16 protein-coding genes are annotated in these 18,743 nt (G+C 67.3%); 11 read left to right on the plus strand and 5 right to left on the minus strand.

Annotated features, from left to right (window positions below):
• Window positions 1-159 precede the first annotated feature (159 nt).
• Genes ASE63_RS25855 through ASE63_RS25865 form a run of 3 tightly spaced genes read left to right on the plus strand, consistent with a single transcriptional unit; the run spans window position 160 to window position 4,106 of the window.
• Window positions 160-1,530 carry a glutamine synthetase family protein gene (locus tag ASE63_RS25855; protein ID WP_056808656.1) on the plus strand — a complete coding sequence of 457 codons (1,371 nt, stop codon included), beginning with the start codon at window positions 160-162 and terminating at the stop codon, window positions 1,528-1,530.
• A 48-nt stretch (window positions 1,531-1,578) separates the two neighbouring features.
• Window positions 1,579-2,961 carry an aldehyde dehydrogenase family protein gene (locus tag ASE63_RS25860; protein WP_056808485.1) on the plus strand — a complete coding sequence of 461 codons (1,383 nt, stop codon included), beginning with the start codon at window positions 1,579-1,581 and terminating at the stop codon, window positions 2,959-2,961.
• On the plus strand, window positions 2,961-4,106 hold the full coding sequence (locus ASE63_RS25865) for an iron-containing alcohol dehydrogenase (RefSeq protein ID WP_056808488.1): 1,146 nt from the start codon (window positions 2,961-2,963) through the stop codon (window positions 4,104-4,106). The genes ASE63_RS25860 and ASE63_RS25865 overlap by 1 nt, the downstream gene beginning before the upstream one ends.
• A 23-nt stretch (window positions 4,107-4,129) precedes the next feature.
• Here the strand turns inward: ASE63_RS25865 and ASE63_RS25870 are convergent, their stop codons facing one another.
• Both ASE63_RS25870 and ASE63_RS25875 read right to left on the minus strand, forming a co-directional pair.
• The gene (locus ASE63_RS25870; protein ID WP_056808490.1) at window positions 4,130-4,405 is read right to left on the minus strand and encodes a hypothetical protein; all 276 of its coding nucleotides are present in this window, start codon (window positions 4,403-4,405) and stop codon (window positions 4,130-4,132) included.
• Between the two features lie 35 nt (window positions 4,406-4,440).
• The gene (locus ASE63_RS25875) at window positions 4,441-5,166 is read right to left on the minus strand and encodes a Crp/Fnr family transcriptional regulator (RefSeq protein WP_244491614.1); all 726 of its coding nucleotides are present in this window, start codon (window positions 5,164-5,166) and stop codon (window positions 4,441-4,443) included.
• Window positions 5,167-5,393: 227 nt separating this feature from the next.
• Between ASE63_RS25875 and ligD the strand changes: the two genes are divergently transcribed.
• Window positions 5,394-8,042, plus strand: a complete 2,649-nt coding sequence (gene ligD / locus ASE63_RS25880; protein WP_056808493.1) for a DNA ligase D — start codon at window positions 5,394-5,396, stop codon at window positions 8,040-8,042.
• A 64-nt stretch (window positions 8,043-8,106) separates the two neighbouring features.
• A complete protein-coding gene (locus tag ASE63_RS25885; protein ID WP_056808660.1) occupies window positions 8,107-8,895 on the plus strand; it encodes a Ku protein in 789 nt (262 codons plus the stop codon).
• 19 nt (window positions 8,896-8,914) lie between these two features.
• Here ASE63_RS25885 and ASE63_RS25890 read toward each other — a convergent pair whose 3' ends face one another.
• Complete coding sequence (locus ASE63_RS25890) at window positions 8,915-9,772, minus strand: Ku protein (protein ID WP_056808495.1); 858 nt, start codon at window positions 9,770-9,772, stop codon at window positions 8,915-8,917.
• A 52-nt stretch (window positions 9,773-9,824) separates the two neighbouring features.
• Here ASE63_RS25890 and ASE63_RS25895 point away from each other — a divergent pair, with 52 nt between their 5' ends.
• The 6 genes from ASE63_RS25895 (at window position 9,825) to ASE63_RS25920 (ending at window position 16,120) form a co-directional block, all read left to right on the plus strand.
• On the plus strand, window positions 9,825-10,604 hold the full coding sequence (locus ASE63_RS25895) for a cytochrome c oxidase assembly protein (protein ID WP_280137468.1): 780 nt from the start codon (window positions 9,825-9,827) through the stop codon (window positions 10,602-10,604).
• The gene (locus tag ASE63_RS25900; RefSeq protein ID WP_056808500.1) at window positions 10,591-11,739 is read left to right on the plus strand and encodes a c-type cytochrome; all 1,149 of its coding nucleotides are present in this window, start codon (window positions 10,591-10,593) and stop codon (window positions 11,737-11,739) included. The genes ASE63_RS25895 and ASE63_RS25900 overlap by 14 nt, the downstream gene beginning before the upstream one ends.
• Window positions 11,736-12,713 carry a cytochrome c oxidase subunit II gene (gene coxB / locus ASE63_RS25905; RefSeq protein ID WP_056808502.1) on the plus strand — a complete coding sequence of 326 codons (978 nt, stop codon included), beginning with the start codon at window positions 11,736-11,738 and terminating at the stop codon, window positions 12,711-12,713. Before ASE63_RS25900 ends, coxB begins: the two co-directional genes overlap by 4 nt.
• Window positions 12,710-15,265, plus strand: a complete 2,556-nt coding sequence (locus ASE63_RS25910) for a cbb3-type cytochrome c oxidase subunit I (protein WP_056808504.1) — start codon at window positions 12,710-12,712, stop codon at window positions 15,263-15,265. The genes coxB and ASE63_RS25910 overlap by 4 nt, the downstream gene beginning before the upstream one ends.
• A complete protein-coding gene (locus ASE63_RS25915) occupies window positions 15,262-15,591 on the plus strand; it encodes a hypothetical protein (protein WP_056808506.1) in 330 nt (109 codons plus the stop codon). The genes ASE63_RS25910 and ASE63_RS25915 overlap by 4 nt, the downstream gene beginning before the upstream one ends.
• 79 nt (window positions 15,592-15,670) lie before the next feature.
• Entirely contained in the window at window positions 15,671-16,120 is a 450-nt protein-coding gene (locus tag ASE63_RS25920; RefSeq protein WP_056808507.1) for a low affinity iron permease family protein, read from the plus strand.
• A 12-nt stretch (window positions 16,121-16,132) separates the two neighbouring features.
• Here ASE63_RS25920 and glgX read toward each other — a convergent pair whose 3' ends face one another.
• Together glgX and ASE63_RS27655 are read right to left on the minus strand one after the other, a co-directional pair.
• The gene (gene glgX, locus ASE63_RS25925) at window positions 16,133-18,220 is read right to left on the minus strand and encodes a glycogen debranching protein GlgX (protein WP_056808509.1); all 2,088 of its coding nucleotides are present in this window, start codon (window positions 18,218-18,220) and stop codon (window positions 16,133-16,135) included.
• Window positions 18,221-18,397: 177 nt separating this feature from the next.
• Window positions 18,398-18,601, minus strand: a complete 204-nt coding sequence (locus ASE63_RS27655; RefSeq protein WP_156410622.1) for a hypothetical protein — start codon at window positions 18,599-18,601, stop codon at window positions 18,398-18,400.
• Window positions 18,602-18,743 lie beyond the last annotated feature (142 nt).

Genomic DNA, 18,743 nt, shown 5'->3' on the forward strand with positions numbered 1-18,743 from the left:
GTCGAATCGCGGCTGGCGGCCGACAACTTTCAGGTCGAGATTCAGGTCCGGACCCTGGCCTGATCCTTGCTCGGCCCGGCGCCAAGCCAAGCCGGGCAAGCGATCCTGCGTGTTGAGTTTGCCTGTCTGATGCCCCCGCCTCGGAAACGGATGTCCAGCATGACCCAGCCCTACACGCTCGACGATTTGAGGACGGATGCTGCGGCAGGCCGGATCGATACGGTGCTCGTCTGCCTCGTTGACATGCAGGGACGCCTGATGGGCAAGCGCTTCCATGTCGCCTTCTTCCTCGACGGCGGACATGCCGAGACCCATAGCTGCAATTACCTGCTAGCCACCGACATCGAGATGGAGACCGTGCCCGGCTACGCCGCGACGAGCTGGGCGGCGGGCTATGGCGACTACACGATGAAGCCTGACCTCTCGACGCTCTGCCGGGTTCCCTGGCTCGAGGGGACCGCGCTCGTCCTCTGCGACATCCTCGACCATCACGGGCATGAGGAAGTCCCGCACTCGCCGCGGGCCATCCTGAAGAAGCAGGTGAAGCGGCTGGACGCCATGGGGCTCAAGGCCTTCATGGCCTCGGAGCTCGAATTCTTCCTGTTCGACCAGAGCTATGACGAGGCCCGCGAGGGCGATTATCGCAACCTCAGGACGGCCAGCGCCTATAACGAGGACTACCACATCTTCCAGACCACCAAGGAAGAGGATGTGATGCGGGCGATCCGCAACGGCCTGCACGGCGCGGGCATTCCGGTCGAGAACTCCAAGGGCGAGGCTTCGGCCGGCCAGGAGGAGATCAATGTGCGCTATGCCGAGGCGCTGACGATGGCCGACCGGCATTCCATCATCAAGAACGCCTGCAAGGAGATCGCCTGGTCGCGCGGCAAGGCCATCACCTTCCTCGCCAAGTGGAACTACGGCGCCGCCGGCTCCTCCGCCCATATCCACCAGTCGCTCTGGAGCGCCGACGGCAAGACGCCGCTCTTCCTTGACAAGGATGCGGAATACGGGATGTCGGCGCTGATGCGGAATTATGTCGCGGGCCTGCTCGCCCATGCCTCCGAGACCACCTGTTTCCTCGCGCCCTATATCAACTCCTACAAGCGCTTCGTCGCCGGCACCTTCGCGCCGACCAAGGCGATCTGGAGCAGCGACAACCGCACCGCAGGCTACCGGCTCTGCGGCGAGGGCACCAAGGGCATTCGCATCGAATGCCGGGTCGGCGGCTCGGACCTGAACCCCTATCTCGCCATGGCCGCGCTGCTCGCCGCCGGCATCGCCGGCATCGAAAACAAGCTCGAACTGGAAGCCCCCTTCGTCGGTGACGCCTATGGCGGCCGGGACATCCGCGAGATCCCCAAGACGCTGCGCGAGGCGACCGCTGCGCTCGGCGGCTCGCGGATGCTGCGCAACGCCTTCGGCGACGAGGTGGTCGACCACTATGTCCGCGCCGCCGAATGGGAGCAGGAGGAATATGATCGCCGGGTCACCGACTGGGAGGTGAAACGCGGTTTTGAGCGCGCCTGAACCGGCCCGAGCCTCCTTCACAGCAGCATAGCCAGACGGAAATAGACGATGAAGATGATCCAGTGCGTGTCGCCGGTGAACGGCGCGCTCTATGCCGAACGGCCGGCCCTGAGCCTCGAGGATGCCAAGGCGGCGGCCGCCCGTGCCCGAAAGGCGCAGAAAGCCTGGGCCCGTCGCCCGCTCGACGAACGCATCGCCCTCGTCCTCAAGGGTGTCGCCCGCCTCAACGAGATGGGCGACGAGGTCGTCACCGAGCTCGCCGGGCAGATGGGGCGGCCGGTAAAATATGGCGGCGAGTTCAAGGGCTTCAACGAGCGCTCGAACTACATGGCCTCGATCGCAAGCGACGCGCTGGCGCCGCTCGTCATCGAGGACAGCGCCGCCTTCAAGCGCTTCATCGCCCGCGAGCCGCATGGCGTCGTCCTGGTGATCGCGCCCTGGAACTACCCCTACATGACCGCGATCAATGCGGTCGCGCCGGCGCTGATCGCGGGCAATACCGTCATCCTGAAGCATGCCAGCCAGACATTGCTCGCCGGCGAGCGGCTGGCACGGGCCTTCCATGAGGCTGGCGTTCCGGAGGATGTGTTCGCGAACCTCTTCCTCGATCACGACACGACGGCCAGCCTGATCGGCGACCGGCAGTTCGACTTCATCAACTTCACCGGCTCGGTCGAGGGCGGCCGCGCGATCGAGCGGGCCGCCGCCGGCACCTTCACCGGCATCGGCCTGGAACTCGGCGGCAAGGACCCCGGCTATGTCATGGCCGATGCCGATCTCGACGCCGCCGTCGATACGCTGATGGACGGGGCGACCTTCAATTCCGGACAATGCTGCTGCGGCATCGAGCGCATCTATGTGCATGACAGCCTCTACGAGGCCTTCGTCGAGAAATCCGTCGCCTGGGTCTCGAACTACCGCCTCGGCGACCCGCTCGACCCGCAGACCACGCTCGGGCCGATGGCTCACAGGCGTTTCGCCGCGACCGTGCGCGAGCAGATCGCCGAGGCCGTGGCGAAGGGGGCGCGGACGCTGGTCGATCCGCAACTTTTCCCGCAGGACGATGGCGGGGCCTATCTTGCGCCGCAGATTCTGGTCGACGTCGACCATTCCATGACGATCATGCGGGAGGAGACTTTCGGTCCGGCGGTCGGGATCATGAAGGTCCGCGACGATGCCGAGGCGGTGCAGCTGATGAACGATTCCCGCTACGGGCTGACCGTCTCGCTCTGGACCCGCGACAGCGAACGCGCCGCCCGTCTCGGGCAGGAGCTCGAAACCGGCACCGTCTTCATGAACCGCGCCGACTATCTCGACCCGGCGCTGTGCTGGACCGGGGTCAAGGAAACCGGCCGCGGCGGCTCGCTCTCGGTGATCGGCTTCCACAACCTCACCCGTCCGAAATCCTACCATCTCAAGAGAGCAGGCTGATGCCGATCACCGCGAACTGGAGCTATCCGACCGCCGTCAAGCTCGGCGCCGGGCGGATCACGGAACTGGCGGAGCATTGCAAGGCGCTCGGCATGAAGCGGCCTCTGCTCGTCACCGATCGCGGGCTCGCGAGCCTGCCGATCACCAAGAATGCGCTGGACATCCTGGAGGCCGGCGGGCTCGGGCGGGCGATCTTCGCCGAGGTCGATCCGAACCCGAACGAGAGGAACCTGGAGGACGGCGTCAGGGCCTTCAAGGATGGCGCCCATGACGGCGTCGTCGCCTTCGGCGGCGGCTCGGGTCTCGATCTCGGCAAATGCGTGGCCTTCATGGCCGGCCAGACCCGGCCGGTCTGGGATTTCGAGGATGTCGGCGACTGGTGGACGCGGGCCTCGGTCGAGGGCATCGCGCCGATCGTCGCGGTCCCGACCACGGCCGGCACCGGCTCCGAGGTCGGGCGCGCCTCGGTGATCACCAATTCGCAGACGCAGACCAAGAAGATCATCTTCCACCCGAAATTCCTGCCGGGCGTGACGATCTGCGACCCCGAACTCACCGTCGGCATGCCGAAGGCGATCACGGCCGGCACCGGCATGGACGCTTTCGCGCATTGCCTGGAAGCCTATTCCTCGCCCTTCTTCCACCCGATGAGCCAGGGCATCGCGCTCGAAGGCATGCGGCTGGTGAAGACCTATCTGCCGCGCGCCTATGCCGACGGTTCCGACATCGAGGCACGGACGCAGATGATGGCGGCGGCGGCGATGGGCGCGGTCGCCTTCCAGAAGGGGCTGGGCGCGATCCATTCGCTGTCGCACCCGGTCGGGGCGGTCTACCACACCCATCACGGCACGACGAACGCGGTGGTGATGCCGCCGGTGCTGCGCTTCAATCGCCCGGCGATCGAAGACAAGATCGCTGCAGCCGCCGCCTATCTCGGCATTTCCGGCGGCTTCGACGGCTTCTACGACTTCGTGCTGAAGCTGCGCACCGATCTCGGCATTCCCGACAAGCTCGCCGCGCTCGGCGTCGGAACCGACCGGCTCGACGAACTGGCGGAAGCGGCGGTCGCCGATCCGTCCACGGGCGGCAACCCGGTGGAACTCACGGTCGCCGCAGCCAGGCAATTGCTGGTCGAGGCAATCTGAAAGCCTGCGCGGCCGCCAACGCTCTATACGCTGCCATCCGGCATGGCGGCTCGCGCGCGGTCATCGCGCTCCCAATGCCCGGCGAGCGTGAGCGTCGCGTGATAGATGACCTCGCCTTCTGCGTTGCGGACGCTGACCGAAAGTCGGCGTTCGTCTCCATCCGGGATGACGTCGCGCGCCATGTCCGGCAAGGCGTCCAGCGCGCTCAACCGCGCAGCTGCGTCATCGGCGAGATCGATGCCCTCCTCATCCAGTATCGAGCGGTCACCGTCGGAAGTGTCGATGAAATAGCGCGGCATTTCCGTCAGATCCCCAATCCTCACCAAGATTTCTTTCAGCGTGGTTCGACCACCAGGTTGAGGTAGGTCGGGTCGAAATCAGCCATCGCAGCCAGCTGCTTCAGATCGGGCACGGTCAGGGTCCCGCCCTTCCAGACGATCAGCCCGCGCCGACGCAGATCCTGCAGCGTCCTATTCACGTGAACCAAGGAAAGCCCGAGGATGTCGGCGAGCTCCGGTTGGGTGATGGGGAACTTGAAGCTCTGGCCGTCCGTCAATCCGACGGCCTCGAGCCGGCAGAAGAGCTCGCAGACGAGATGGCCGAGATGCTCCACGGAGGAGCGCCGCCCGATGCCGGCAATCCAGGCTCGCTGGATTGCCGCGTCGATCACGGTCGAGAGCCAGAACAGCCGTCCGAGATGCTGCGACTTTTCGATGACACGCAGAAGCTCGCCATGCGGAACGAAGGCAGCCTCGCAGTCGCTCAAGGCGACGACGCTGTGGTCCATCGTCTTGAGCGTCAGGGCATGCAGATCGACGAAGTCGCCCGGCACATGGATAGCAGTGATCTGTCGCTCGCCACTCTTCAGGTAGACTTCTCGCGCCGTGAAGCCCTGGAGAACGAGGCAGCTTTCGCTCGGGCGACTATGCGTCGCCACCAGTTCGCCGCCCTTGGGAATGCGGACGATGCGCCGTTTCAAGCCCGCTACCAGTTCGCGTTCGTAGTCGCTCAGCACATCGCGATGAGAGAGCATCTGCAGAAGCGGTTCGAATTCGGTCAAGCTGTCGTCTTCCCGTTCCGTGAAAGCCTTCGGGCGCGTCATGGCCGAGAGATTCATCCTGCTAAGGAAAAGTCGCGCGCACCGGGCCGGGCACTCATCACCAACTGCCATCCGCCGCGCCGGTTCCAGCGCGTGCTCCCTTTCGATGTTCCCTGCCGCACCCCTTGACGGCTTCACGGAACACCGAAAACCGCGACCGCGTTTGGTTCCCGCGGGGAGGACGATCCGTGGCGGGCAATCTGCAGGTCTATCGCGCGAAGCGCGACTTCAGGAAGACGAAGGAGCCCAGCGACGAGGCCGTCGTGGCGTCCTCCGAGCGCTTGCGCTTCGTCGTCCAGAGGCATGACGCCACGCGGCTGCATTACGACCTGCGCCTTGAACTCGACGGCGTCTTCAAATCCTGGGCGGTGACCAGGGGCCCGTCGCTCGATCCACAGGACAAGCGTCTCGCCGTTGAAGTCGAGGATCATCCTCTCGCCTATGGCGACTTCGAAGGCACCATCCCCAAAGGCCAGTATGGCGGCGGGACGGTGCAGCTGTTCGACCGCGGCTATTGGAAGCCGGAGGGCAAGCTCAGCCCGCAACGACAGCTCCAGAAGGGCGAGCTGAAATTCGTGATCGAGGGCGAGCGGCTGCATGGCAGCTTCGTGCTCGTCCGGATGAAGAACGATCGCGACGGCGGCAAACGCACCAACTGGCTCCTCATCAAGCACCGCGACGAGCACGCCGTCGAGGGCGACGGCGACGCGCTGCTCCAAAACGACGCTTCCGTCGCCTCGGGCCGCACCATGGCGGCGATCGCGGCAGGCAAGGGCCGCGCGCCGAAGCCGTTCCTGCTGGCCGAAGAAGCGGTCGACGCCGCCGCAATCTGGGACAGCAGCTCAGGCCTGGCGGCAGAGGAGCGGCGCGCAGCGCCGGCGCCCCGCACGACACGAAAAGCAAATGGCAGCGCATCGAAAGCACGCCCGGCCGCCGGGAGCGATCTCCCCGATTTCATCCCGCCGCAGCTCTGCCAGAGCGTCGAACGGCCGCCATCGGGCGACGGATGGGTGCACGAGATCAAGTTCGACGGCTATCGCGTCCAGGCCCGCATCGAACGCGGCAGAGTGACCCTGAAGACGCGCAAGGGGCTCGACTGGACGGCGAAGTTCGGCGCTCTTGCCAAGGCGTTTCGGCCCCTCCCGGACTGCATCGTCGACGGCGAGATCGTCGCGCTCGACGAGCACGGCACGCCCGATTTCGCCGCGCTCCAGGCGGCGCTGTCGGAGCGGCAGACCGAGAACCTGGTTTTCTTCGCCTTCGATCTCCTCGTACTCGACGGCTCAGATCTGCGCCCGCTGCCGCTTCTCGATCGCAAGAAGCGCCTGGACGCGCTTCTGCGCAAGGAAGCGGACGGGGCGAGCCTGCGCTATGTCGAGCATTTCGAGAGCGGCGGCGATGCCGTGCTGAAATCCGCCTGCCGCCTCTCGCTCGAAGGGATCGTCTCGAAGCGGGCCGACGCAGCTTATGTCTCCGGCAGGAGCGAGAGCTGGACCAAGGCCAAGTGCCGGGCCGGGCACGAGGTCGTCATCGGCGGCTGGGCGACCACCGCCAGCAGGTTCCGCTCCCTGCTGGTCGGCGTCCATCGCGGGCCGCATTTCGTCTATATCGGCCGCGTCGGCACCGGTTACGGGGCGGCGAAGGTCGCCCGCCTGCTGCCGCTGCTGAAAGAGCATGCGGCCAAGGCCTCTCCCTTCACCGGCGCCGGTGCACCGCGCCGCGAACCCGGCGTGACCTGGGTGAAGCCCGATCTGGTCGCCGAGATCGAGTTCGCGGGCTGGACCGGCGACGGCATGGTCCGGCAGGCGGCGTTCAAGGGTTTGCGCGAGGACAAGCCGGCTGCGGAGGTCGAGACCAAGTTGCCAGCGGCGCCCGACGAGGCGAAGACGCCGCAGCCGGCGCCGGTGGCGCCGAAGTCACGCCGCGGCGGGCGGGTCGACGTCATGGGCGTAGCGCTTTCCAATCCCGGCAAACCGCTCTGGCCGGGTGCCGAGGACGGCAACCCGGTCTCGAAGCTCGACCTCGCATATTATTTCGAAACGGTAGGCGACTGGATGCTGCCGCATATCAAGGGCCGCCCCTGCTCGCTGCTGCGAGCGCCGGACGGCATCGACGGCGAGACCTTCTTCCAGCGCCATGCCGGCATGGGCACCTCGAACCTGTTCGAGCTGGTCAAGATCCCGGGCGACAAGAAGCCCTATCTGCAGATCGATCGCCTCGAGGCGCTGATTGCCGCGGCCCAGATCGGCGGAATCGAGCTGCACCCCTGGAACTGCCAGCCGGGGGACCCCGAAATCCCCGGAAGGCTCGTTTTCGATCTCGACCCCGGGCCGGGCGTGTCGTTCGACGCCGTCGTCGAAGCGGCCGGAGCCATGAAGCAGCGCCTCGATGCGCTGGGGCTCGTCAGCTTCTGCAAGACGACGGGCGGCAAGGGACTGCATGTCGTCACCCCGCTCGCCAAGCCGCGACGCGGCAGCCTGGACTGGGCGACGGCCAAGGATTTCGCGCGCCGGGTCTGCACGGCGATGGCCACTGAGGAGCCCGAGCGCTATGTGGTCAACATGGCGAAGCGCCTGCGCAACAACCGCATCTTCCTGGATTATCTGCGCAATGATCGCCTCTCGACCGCCGTCGCGCCGCTCTCCGCGCGGGCGAGGCCCGGCGCGCATGTCTCGATGCCGCTGGTCTGGACGCAGGTGAAGGCGGGGCTAGATCCCGCTCGCTACACGTTGCGAACGGTCCCGTCCCTGCTGCGCAAGAGCAAGGCCTGGGAGGGCTATTGCGAGGCGGAGCGGCCTCTGGCGGATGCGGTGCGCAAGCTCGGTCGCGCCGAATAGCAGAAGGCGCGGAACGGATGCCGCACCCGCGGCGTTGACGAAGCCGATCGGAGGCGATGTCGGCATGGCGCCAAGGACCTTCTGGAAAGGCTATCTCAAGCTCTCGCTCGTGACCTGTCCGGTCGCGATGATGCCGGCGCGCTCCGACAGCGAGAAGGTCCGCTTCCACACGCTGAACCGCAAGACGGGAAACCGCATCCAGAGCCGCTTCGTCGATGCGGTCACCGGCAAGCGGGTGGCCGATGACGACGAGGTCAAGGGCTATCCGAAGGGCGATGACGACTATGTCATGCTGGAGGATGACGAACTCGACGCCGTGGCGCTGGAGAGCACCCGCACGATTGACATCGAGCTGTTCGCGCCGCGGAACTCGGTCGGCTGGATCTGGTATGACGCGCCGCATTACCTCGTGCCGGATGGCAAGATCGGCGAGGAGGCCTTCTCGGTAATCCGCGAAGCGATGAAATCGACGAAGACGGTCGGGATTTCCCGCGTCGTGCTCTACCGGCGCGAGCGGGCCGTGCTCCTGGAGCCCCGCGACAACGGCATCGTGCTCTGGACGCTGCGCTATGGCGACGAGGTCCGCGACGAGAAGGACTATTTCGCCGGGATCGGCAAGGCAGAGCCCGAGGCCGACATGCGCACGCTGATGGAGAAGCTGATCGCCAAGCGCACGAAGGAATGGTCGCCCGACCTCGCCCAGGACCCGGTTCAGGATCAGTTGCTCGCACTGATCGAGGCGAAGCGGAAAGGCCGAAAGCCGCGGAAGAAAGCGGCGCCCCCGGCGAGCGGCGACAATGTCGTCAGCATCATGGACGCGCTACGCAAGAGCCTCGAGCCGCGGCGCAAGTGAGCGGCGCGCTCTGACTTGATCAGCTCGCCTTGCGACGCTGCTGCGCCTTTGCCGGAGCCTTCGCCCCGCCGGCCTTGGCCGCCCGCTTGGCGGAGGCCTTCCCCCTCGCCTTCGCGCTTTCGCGCAAGGCTTCGAGCAGGCTGACCACCTTGGTAGGCTCTGGACGTTTCGCCTGCTTGAGCTTGCGCCCCTCGAGCTTCGCCTTGACCAGTTCCGCCACGGCTGCCTCGTAGCGATCATCGAAGGCCTTGGGATCGAACTTGCCGGCCTTGGTCTTGATGATGTGCTCGGCGAGCTCCAGCATCTCCCCTTCGACCTTCATCTTCGGGATATCGTCGAAGGCGTCGGTGGCGGAGCGCACCTCGTAGTCGAAATTCAGCGTCGTCGCGATCAGCCCCTCGCCATGCGCCCGGATCAGCAGCGAGCGCATGCGGCGGAAGATCACCGTGCGCGCCAGCGCCGCGGTCTGCCGCTCGGCCATGGCGTCGCGGACCAGCGTGAAGGCCTCCCTCGCCACGGGCGTCGCCGGCGCGACGTAATAGGGCTTGTCGAAGAAGACGTCGTCGATCTCGTCGCAGGGCAGGAAGGTCGCGACGTCGAGAACCTTGTCGCTTTCAGGGATAGCGTCAGTGACCTCCTCCTGCTCGAGGATGATGTAGTCGCCGTCGCCGCGGTCATAGCCCTTGACCTGGTCCTCCTTCTCGACCGGCTTTCCCGTCACCTCGTCGACGAACTGGCGGTGGACACGATGCCCGGTCTTGCGATTGAGGGTGTGGAAGGAGATGCGCTCGGCCGTCGATGCCGCGGTGTAGAGCGCCACGGGACAACTCACCTCGGCAATCCTCAGGACGCCTTTCCAGATCGCGCGCGGTGCCATGCACCTCCCCCGATTCCCGACCAACCTCGCGAGCAACGGCCCGGCGAAGGCGATGTTCCGCCCGGCCTTCGGCGGGCTGCGGACAGTTGCGCGGAACCCCTGCCGCGCAGCGTCGTTGACGGCGAGGGGGATCAGCCATTTGCCGCACAGAGCCGCCCGCTTTGAGGACAGGCCAGGCGCCCTTGCGCAGGGACCACTGGCGGCGGCAGCGCTCGTTCTCGCGACCATAGCGATCGTGGCAGCATCGACCACGATCGGGCCCCTGACGCTCCAGATGCTCTTCCATCTCGCCGCGATGAACGTCGTGGGGCCGGTGCTCGCCGCGAGCCTGCCCACCTCGACACGGCTCGCCTTGCGGCGGCCCTGGCTGCTCTGGAGCGGCGCGGCGCTGCAAATGGCGCTGCTCTGGGCCTGGCACGCGCCGGCGGTGCAGCACGGGACCACCGGCGCTGAGCTGCCGCATGCAACGTCGCTCCTGATCCTCGCCGCTGCCGGAACCCTGTTCTGGGCCTGCGTGATCGAATCCGCCCGCCGCGGTAGCTGGGGCGGGCTCGCTGCGCTGCTCCTCACCGGCAAGCTCGCCTGCCTGCTCGGCGTGCTGCTGATCTTCGCGACGCGGGATCTCTACGGCCTGCCCGGCGTGGTGCTCGCCTTCTGCACCACCGGGCCGTCCAGCCTGGACGACCAGCAACTGGCGGGGCTGCTGATGATCACCGCCTGCCCGCTGAGCTATCTGACGGCGGGCGTCTGGCAAGCGGCGCGGATGCTGCTCGGGCTCGAGGACGCAGCCGGGCCGGTCCGGTCGAATCTGCAGAGCCATGGCCCTGCTTGAGCGCGCGCGGCACGGTGCCCGCTGGCTGCTCGCCAGCCGGCGGCGCTCGGCCGGCGGGCTGGCGCTTGCCGTACTGGCGATCGCCGGCGGCGGTTTTCTCTTCGCCTGGACGGGTGCCTACAACATCGCCGCCAGCCGGGGCCATTTCGCCGTGGTCGAGCATATGCTGCGCTTCGGCATGGTGCAGTCCGTCCGCGCGCGCGCGCCCACTGGCCCGGTGCCCGATCTCACAGACCCCTCGCTGATCTCGCTCGGCGCTGCGCATTTCGAAGCGGGCTGCGCCTATTGCCACGGCGCGCCGGGCCGGCCGATCAGCGCAGTCGTGCGCGGCATGCTGCCGACGCCGCCCGATCTCGCCGACCTCGAAGGCAAATGGCGCGACGGCGAGCTGTTCTGGATCGTCAAGCACGGGATCAAATACACCGGCATGCCGGGCTGGCCCGAACTGGAGCGCGACGACGAGATCTGGGCGGTGGTCGCCTTCCTGCGCCGCTTCCCCGGCCTCGACCGGCTGGGTTATGAGAAGCTCGCCCGCGGCGAGGTCGAGATCCCACCCGGCAGCGGCGCCGAGATCGCGGTGGGCGAGACGCCTGCCGACGCCGCCGGTGCCTGCGCCCGTTGCCACGGCGCCGGGAACCCGCCGGTCAGCGAGCTGGTGCCCCGGCTTCATGGCCAGCCGGCGGCGATGCTGGAGACGGCGCTTCGCGACTACGCTTCGGGCCAGCGCCAGAGCGGCATCATGCAGTTCGCCGCCAACAGCCTGTCGGAGGACGAGATCAGGCGCCTCGCCGGCTATTATGCGAAGCTGCCGCCGTTGCCCGCTCGACCGGTCACCGCCGATGCCGAGACCATCGCACGCGGCGAGCGGCTGGCGCAGGAGGGCGATGCCGGGCGGGACATCCCCGCCTGCCTGAGCTGCCACTCCGCAGCGGCCCGCCCGGACTACCCGCGCCTCGCCGGCCAGCCGGCGCGCTATCTCGAAGGGCAGCTGCGGCTCCGGCAGCGCGGCCTCAACCAGCACAGCGCGACGGGGGCGATCATGGCGCCGGTCGCGCGGCACCTGAGCGAGGCGGACATCGTGGCTGCCTCGGCCTATTTCGCGAGCCGTTCGCTGCAGTCGGAGGCACGGCGATGAGGCGGCTCCTGCCTCTCCTGCTCGCCTTGCCGCTCACCGCCTGCGAGGGCAGCCAGTCGGCCCTGTCGCCGCATGGCGACGAGGCCAGCCGGGTCGCGCTGCTGAGCTGGATCCTGTTCGCCGGGGCGGCTGCGATCTTCGCGCTGGTCGTCGGAGCGCTGCTTCTCGCCTGGCGCGGTCCGGAGCGGGCGCGAGCGGCCCTGGCCCAGGAGCGCGCGATCCGGCTCGGCGGCCTCGTCTTCCCGGTGGTGACGCTGACGCTGCTGCTCGGCTACGGCGTCTGGCAGATGCGGGACGCCGGCGCCGGCGAGCAGCAGCCGGAACTCCGCATCGATCTCGTCGGCGAGCAATGGTGGTGGCGCGTGGCCTATCACGCACCGGACGGCCGGGCCGTCGCGGACGCCAACCAGATCCGCATCCCGGTGGGGCGCGAGGTCGAGATCCGCCTCTCCAGCGCCGATGTGATCCATTCCTTCTGGGTGCCGAGCCTCGGCGGCAAGACCGACATGATCCCGGGCCGGACAAACCGGCAGCGCCTGCGCGCCGAGCGCCCTGGCATCTATGCAGGGCAATGCGCGGAATATTGCGGCGGGCCGCATGCGCTGATGTCGTTCGAGGTCGTCGCCATGCCGCCGGCCGAGTTCGACACCTGGCTGGCCGGCCGCGCGCAGCCTCGCGAAGCCCCGGCGACGGAGGAGCAGCGGCGCGGTCAGGAGGCCTTCATGGCCGCCGGCTGCGGCAGCTGCCACGCCATCGACGGCACGGCGGCGACGGGTACGATCGGGCCGGACCTGTCGCGCTTCGGCGAGCGGCGCCTGCTCGCGGCCGGCGCCCTGCGCAACGGCCCGGCGGAGGTGGCGCGCTTCATCGCGGACACGCAGGGCCCGAAGCCCGGCAACCTGATGCCGTCCTTCCGCAATCTCGACGATGCGGAACGCGCCGCCATCGCGACCTATCTGACAGGGCTGAAATGACGCCGATCAGGGAGCGGGCCACCCTCGATGCGGCCGCCGCGACGCTGCCACGGCCGGAAGGCGAACTCGATAAGCTGGAGGCTGCGTGGAAGCTGCCGCGGGGCTGGCGGATACTGTCCGCGGTCAACAACACCGTCGTCGGCCAGTTCTACATCGCGACCGCCTTCCTGTTCTTCATCTTCGCCGGCATCCTCGGGCTGCTGATCCGGCTTCAGCTGGCCGTGCCGGGCAATGATTTCCTGCCGCAGGAGACCTACAACCAGATCTTCACCATGCATGGCACGGTGATGATGTTCCTGTTCGCCGTGCCCGCCGTCGAGGCGGCCGGCGTGCTGCTGCTGCCGCAGATGCTGGGCGCGCGCGACCTGCCCTTCCCCCGGCTCGGCGCCTTCGCCTTCTGGGCCTATCTGATCGGCGGCACGGTCTTTTTCTGCACGCTGTTCTTCGGCACGGCGCCCTCGGGCGGCTGGTTCATGTATCCACCGTTGACCGGGGCGCAATTCTCGCCGGGCGTGGGGGCCGACTGGTGGCTGCTCGGCATCGGCTTCATCGAGATTTCGGCGATCGCGGGCGCGATCGAGATCATCGTCGGCGTGCTGCGCACGCGCGCACCCGGCATGACGCTGGCCCGCATGCCGATCTTCGCCTGGTCGATGCTGATCTTCGCGTTCATGATCGTCTTCGCCTTCCCGGCGGTGATCCTGGCGACGATCCTGCTCGAGCTCGAACGCGCCTTCGACTGGCCGTTCTTCATCGCCGCGCGCGGCGGCGATCCGCTGCTCTGGCAGCATCTGTTCTGGTTCTTCGGGCACCCGGAGGTCTACATCATCTTCCTGCCGGCGGCCGGCATGGTCTCGATGATCGTCCCTGCCATGACCGGCGTGCCGCTGGTCGGCTACCGGCTGATCGTGGTGGCGCTGATCGCGGTCGGGTTCTTCTCCTTCGGGCTGTGGGTCCATCACATGTTCACGACCGGGATCCCGACCCGCTCGCTCGGCTTCTTCTCGGCCGCCAGCATGGCCGTTGCGATCCCCAGCGGCATCCAGGTCTTCGCCTGGATCGCCACCATCGCCACCGGGCGCCTGCGCGCGACGGTGCCAGCGCTCTTCGTCATCGGTTTCCTGCTGATCTTCACGCTGGGCGGGCTCACTGGCGTCATGGTCGCGCTGGTGCCCTTCGACCGACAGGCCCATGACAGCTACTTCGTCATCGCCCATCTGCATTACGTGCTGTTCGGCGGTATGGTCTTCCCGCTGCTTGCGGCCATCACCTATTGGGCGCCCGCCTTCAGCCGGCGCCCGCTGAGCGAGCGGCTGGGCCGCTGGGCCTTCGGGCTGATCTTTGCCGGCTTCAACATCGCCTTCCTGCCGATGCACCTGACGGGCCTGCTCGGCATGCCGCGCCGGGTCTACACCTATCCGGCCGAGCGCGGCTGGGATTGGCTCAACATGGTCTCGACCCTCGGCAGCTTCATCCTCGCCGCGGGCATCCTCGTCTTCGTCTTCAACATCGTCAGGCATTTCCGGCCGTCAGGCAGCAAGCCGGCCGGCGACATCTGGGGTGCGGGTTCGCTCGAATGGCTGCCCAACCACACCTACGGGCTCCGCAGCGTGCCGCGCATCGACAGCCGCGAGCCGCTCTGGGAGCAGCCCGGCCTGGCGCGCGAGGTCGATGCCGGCGCGCATTACCTGCCCGGCACGGCGACCGGCACGCGCGAGACCATCGTCACGTCGCCGATCGAGGGCGAGCCCGAATATGTGATGCGCCTCAGCGGCCCGGGCTGGGCCCATGTCGTGGCAGCGGCCGGCACGGCCGGCTTCTTCCTGCTGCTCACGGTCAAGCTCGTCGTCCCGGCCGCGCTCTGCGCGGTCGCGGCGATCGTGGCGATGGTCGTCTGGATGTGGGATTGCGACCCACCCTCCGCCGGCGAAGTCGACATCGGCGGGGGCCTGCGCCTGCCGACCTATGCCTCGGGGCCGAACTCGCATGGCTGGTGGGCGGTCGCGATCCTCGCCATGGTCGCGGGAGCGCTCTATCTCTCCTTCATCTTCAGCTATCTCTACCTATGGGTCGTCTCGCCAACCCAGTGGCCCGGCGGCGCCGCCCTGCCGCCGCTGGCTTCCACCATGCTGCCCGTCGCCGCGCTGCTGGCGAGCGGAGCCGCCCTCTTCGCCGCCGCGCGCCTGCTGCGCCGCGAGCGCCTGCCGCGGATCGGCTTGGCCGCGCTGCTTGCGCTCGGCGCGCTTCTCGCCGCGGCGGCCGTCGGGCTTGACCTGTGGGCGCAGTGGCAGGCGGGCGTCCGGCCGCAGGCCAATGGCTATGGCGCGCTGGTCTACGGCCATGGCGTGCTGCAGGTCCAGATCGTCAGCGCGGTCGTGGCAGTCGGGCTTTTTGCCGCGGCGCGCAGCCTCGCCGGCAGGCTCACGGCGGCGCGTCGGGCGGTCTTCGACAATCTCGCACTGCTCTGGGCCTATGCGCTCGCGCAGATGCTGTTCGGTCTGGCGCTGACGCATGGCTTTCCGCGGCTGGTGGCCGAGGGGCTGCCGTCATGACGAAGCCGGAGCCCGTCGCGCGGCTGTTAAGGATGCTGTTCGGGCCGCTGGTCTGGGCCGCGCATTTCCTTTTGGTCTATGCGGCCGAATCCGTCTTCTGCCGCCTGCTGGACGGGCCCGGCCATAGCATCTTCGTCATCACCGCGACCGCGATCGCACTTGCCATGGTGCTGCTGCGCAGCTCCGCCGCGATGCGCCTGAAGCCCGCAGCGAGTTCGGACCATGAGGGCTTCCTGCTCCGGGTCGAAATGAGCCTCAGCGCACTCGCAGGCCTCGGCATCCTCTATGTCGGCACGGTCGGCGCTCTCCTTCCCGCCTGCCGCTAGCCCACTGCGATTGCAGCGGAACTTTCGCCTGGACACCCGGTTCAGGAAGACCAGCCTAGCGGCCCGACACAGGTGCGCGATGAACCGCTCCCACGAACACATCATCCACCGCGGCAACCGGGCATCGCTGTTCACGCGCCTTGCGCAATCGGTTTCGCGGTGGACCGGCAAGCCGGTGACCTTCTTCGCCGCGGTTTCCCTCATCGTGGTCTGGGCGGTATCCGGGCCGATCTTCGGCTTCAACGACACCTGGCAGCTCGTCATCAACACCTCGACGACGATCATCACCTTCCTGATGGTGTTCATCATCCAGAACAGCCAGAATCGCGACACCGCGGCGATGCAGATCAAGCTGGACGAGCTGATCGTGCGCTTGGAAGGCGCACGCGAGGAACTGCTGGATCTGGAGGAGCTCGACGAGGGCGATCTCTCGCAAATCCGCGACGATTTCACCGCCCGGGCGAACAAGGCGCGGCAAAAGGACCGTAGCGCGGCTTCGCAGCCTCAGGACGCGACCGGCGCGCCCTGAGGCGCTCGCCCACTACATCAAAACGATCAGCGAACGCGGCGCGAGCGTGATCTGCTGCTCGGCCTTCACGCCCTTGCGGCCTTCGTCCGAGTTCGGGCCGATCTCGGTGTCCAGCACCACCGACCACGATCCCTTCTTGACCCGCGGCGGGATCTTGAAATCGACCTCGCCGTCGAAGGAGTTGAACAGGATCAGCGCCTCGTCGCCGCCTTCCTCGACATCGGGCATGTGCATGAGGAGCCCGATCGCGAGCAGGCCGGCATCGTCCCAATGCTCCTCCTGCTGGTCGCCGCCGGCCGGGTTGACCCAGCGCAGGATGCAGCCATGGCGGAAGGAGGCCCGCCGGAAGATCGGGTGCTCGGCCCGCAGCGCCGCCAGCCGGCGCACGAAGGCGACCAGCGCCTCGTCGCGCTTCGAGATCTCCTCCCAGCGCATCCAGGCGATGTCGTTGTCCTGGCAGTAGACGTTGTTGTTGCCGCGGTTGGAATGGCCGTGCTCGTCGCCGGCGAGCAGCATCGGCGTGCCGTGCGAGAGAAACAGCGTCGCCAGCATGTTGCGCTTCTGGCGCTCGCGTACCGCGATGATGCCCTCGTCGTCCGTCGGCCCCTCGACCCCGTAGTTGAAGGACAGGTTGTGGCCGTGGCCGTCCTGGTTGTCCTCGCCATTCGCCTCGTTGTGCTTGTCATTGTAAGAGACGACGTCGTTCAGCGTGAAGCCGTCATGGGCGGTGATGAAGTTGACGCCTGACCAGGGGCGGCGGCCGTTCTGGTCGTAAACGTCGCCGGAGCCGGTCACCCGGGCGGCGAGATCGCGGACGATGCCTTCCTCGCCCTTCCAATAGGCCCGCACCGTGTCGCGGTACTTGTCGTTCCACTCGGCCCAGCCTGCCGGAAAACCGCCGACCTGATAGCCGCCGGGCCCGATATCCCAGGGCTCGCCGACCAGCTTGACCTTGCGCAGCACGGGGTCCTGGCCCATCGCGTCGAAGAAGCCGCCGCGCGGGTCGAAGCCATGCGGCTCGCGGCCGAGGATGGTGCCGAGATCGAAGCGGAAGCCGTCGACCTCCATGACCTCGACCCAGTAGCGCAGCGAGTCCATCACCATCTGCAGCACGCGCGGATGCGAGGTGTTGACGGTGTTCCCGGTGCCGGTGTCGTTGATGTAGTAGCGCGGCTCGTCCGGCATCGTCCGGTAGTACGAGAAATTGTCGATGCCCTTGAAGGAGAGCGTCGGGCCGAGCTCGTTGCCCTCGGCGGTGTGGTTGTAGACCACGTCGAGCACGACCTCGAGACCGGCATCGTGGAACTTGCGGACCATGTCGCGGAAGGACGACAGCCGCGCCTTGCCGAGATAGCGCGTCGTCGGCGCGAAGAAGCCGATGCTGTTGTAGCCCCAGTAGTTCGACAGCCCCTTCTCGGCGAGGTGGTGGTCATCGAGGAAGGCGTGGATCGGCAGGAGTTCGACGGAGGTGACGCCCAGGCTCTTGATGTAGTCGATCACGGCCGGCTCGGCGAGGCCGTCGAAGCGGCCGCGCTTGTCCTCGGGAACCGCCGGATGCAGCTGGGTGAAGCCGCGGACATGGGTCTCGTAGAAGATCGTCCGATCCCAGGGCACTGCCGGCGATGGCGGGCGCAGCGGGTCGGCATTCCAATCCACCACCACGCATTTCGGCGTGAAGGGTGCGCTGTCGAGCTCGCTGAACGTCAGGTCGCGATCCTCTTCCGCGCCGATCTCGTAGCCGTAATGCGCCTCGTTCCAGGCGAGCCTGCCGGCGTATTCGCGGGCATAAGGGTCGAGCAGGAGCTTGTTGGGATTGAAGCGGTGGCCCTCCTCCGGGGCGAACCGGCCATGAACGCGATATCCGTAGCGCTGCCCCGGGCCAATGCCGGGCAGATAGCCGTGGAAGATGCCGTCGGTATATTCCGGCAGCGTTATGCGCGCGGTTTCAGTCTCGCCGCTGTCGTTGAAGAGACACAACTCGACCCGCTCGGCATGGGCCGAGAACAGCGCGAAGTTGGTGCCATCCTCGTCGCAGGTCGCGCCGAGGTCGAGGTGATGGCCCGGCCTGACATCGATCGAACCGCCGCTTGCATCGGTCATCCGCTTCCGCCTTCTTTTCGATTGAAAGCGGTGACACGCCGCTCCGCGAAGCCTGCAACGTTCTGCCTGTCGCCCGGTTCCCGGGCGATCATCAGTACCGGACGAAGCGGCTTTGGCCGAGCAGGACCCGACAAGCCGGCTCATGCCGGCCGGGCGTCGCGACCGAGGTGCGCGGGATCAGGCGTGCGAACTCGGCGTGCCTTCGATCGGGCGCTTCTCCTGGCCGCTCGGCGACGTGATGCAGCTGTAATGTTCGATGGCATTGCGCAACGCCGCGCTTTCCATCTCTTCGATGGAGCCTGGCTTGCATCCGCCCAGCGCCTTGAGCCGGGACTGCGCGCGTTCCATGTCGAGCGGGGAACGAATCGGTGCGACTTGCATGGCTCACCTCCATGACTACAACCGGAGCCCCACCCCCTGGTTCCGCCCAGTTCAGCCTATTTTTGGGTCCTCGTCCATCGCCAGAAACGAGAACCGATGCGTCGTTGCCGCGTTAGGGGAAGGCCACGCTTCGCTGGCCGCA

This window comes from Allobosea sp. Root381 (assembly GCF_001429395.1).
In the GTDB taxonomy this organism is placed as follows: domain Bacteria; phylum Pseudomonadota; class Alphaproteobacteria; order Rhizobiales; family Beijerinckiaceae; genus Allobosea.

Coding starts and splice junctions, on each gene's coding strand:
- ASE63_RS25855 (WP_056808656.1), top strand. CDS start 160: ATGACCCAGCCCTACACGCTCGACGATTTGAGGACGGATGCTGCGGCA.
- ASE63_RS25860 (WP_056808485.1), top strand. CDS start 1,579: ATGAAGATGATCCAGTGCGTGTCGCCGGTGAACGGCGCGCTCTATGCC.
- ASE63_RS25865 (WP_056808488.1), top strand. CDS start 2,961: ATGCCGATCACCGCGAACTGGAGCTATCCGACCGCCGTCAAGCTCGGC.
- ASE63_RS25870 (WP_056808490.1), bottom strand. CDS start 4,405: ATGCCGCGCTATTTCATCGACACTTCCGACGGTGACCGCTCGATACTG.
- ASE63_RS25885 (WP_056808660.1), top strand. CDS start 8,107: ATGGCGCCAAGGACCTTCTGGAAAGGCTATCTCAAGCTCTCGCTCGTG.
- ASE63_RS25890 (WP_056808495.1), bottom strand. CDS start 9,772: ATGGCACCGCGCGCGATCTGGAAAGGCGTCCTGAGGATTGCCGAGGTG.
- ASE63_RS25895 (WP_280137468.1), top strand. CDS start 9,825: ATGTTCCGCCCGGCCTTCGGCGGGCTGCGGACAGTTGCGCGGAACCCC.
- ASE63_RS25900 (WP_056808500.1), top strand. CDS start 10,591: ATGGCCCTGCTTGAGCGCGCGCGGCACGGTGCCCGCTGGCTGCTCGCC.
- coxB (WP_056808502.1), top strand. CDS start 11,736: ATGAGGCGGCTCCTGCCTCTCCTGCTCGCCTTGCCGCTCACCGCCTGC.
- ASE63_RS25910 (WP_056808504.1), top strand. CDS start 12,710: ATGACGCCGATCAGGGAGCGGGCCACCCTCGATGCGGCCGCCGCGACG.
- ASE63_RS25915 (WP_056808506.1), top strand. CDS start 15,262: ATGACGAAGCCGGAGCCCGTCGCGCGGCTGTTAAGGATGCTGTTCGGG.
- ASE63_RS25920 (WP_056808507.1), top strand. CDS start 15,671: ATGAACCGCTCCCACGAACACATCATCCACCGCGGCAACCGGGCATCG.
- glgX (WP_056808509.1), bottom strand. CDS start 18,220: ATGACCGATGCAAGCGGCGGTTCGATCGATGTCAGGCCGGGCCATCAC.
- ASE63_RS27655 (WP_156410622.1), bottom strand. CDS start 18,601: ATGCAAGTCGCACCGATTCGTTCCCCGCTCGACATGGAACGCGCGCAG.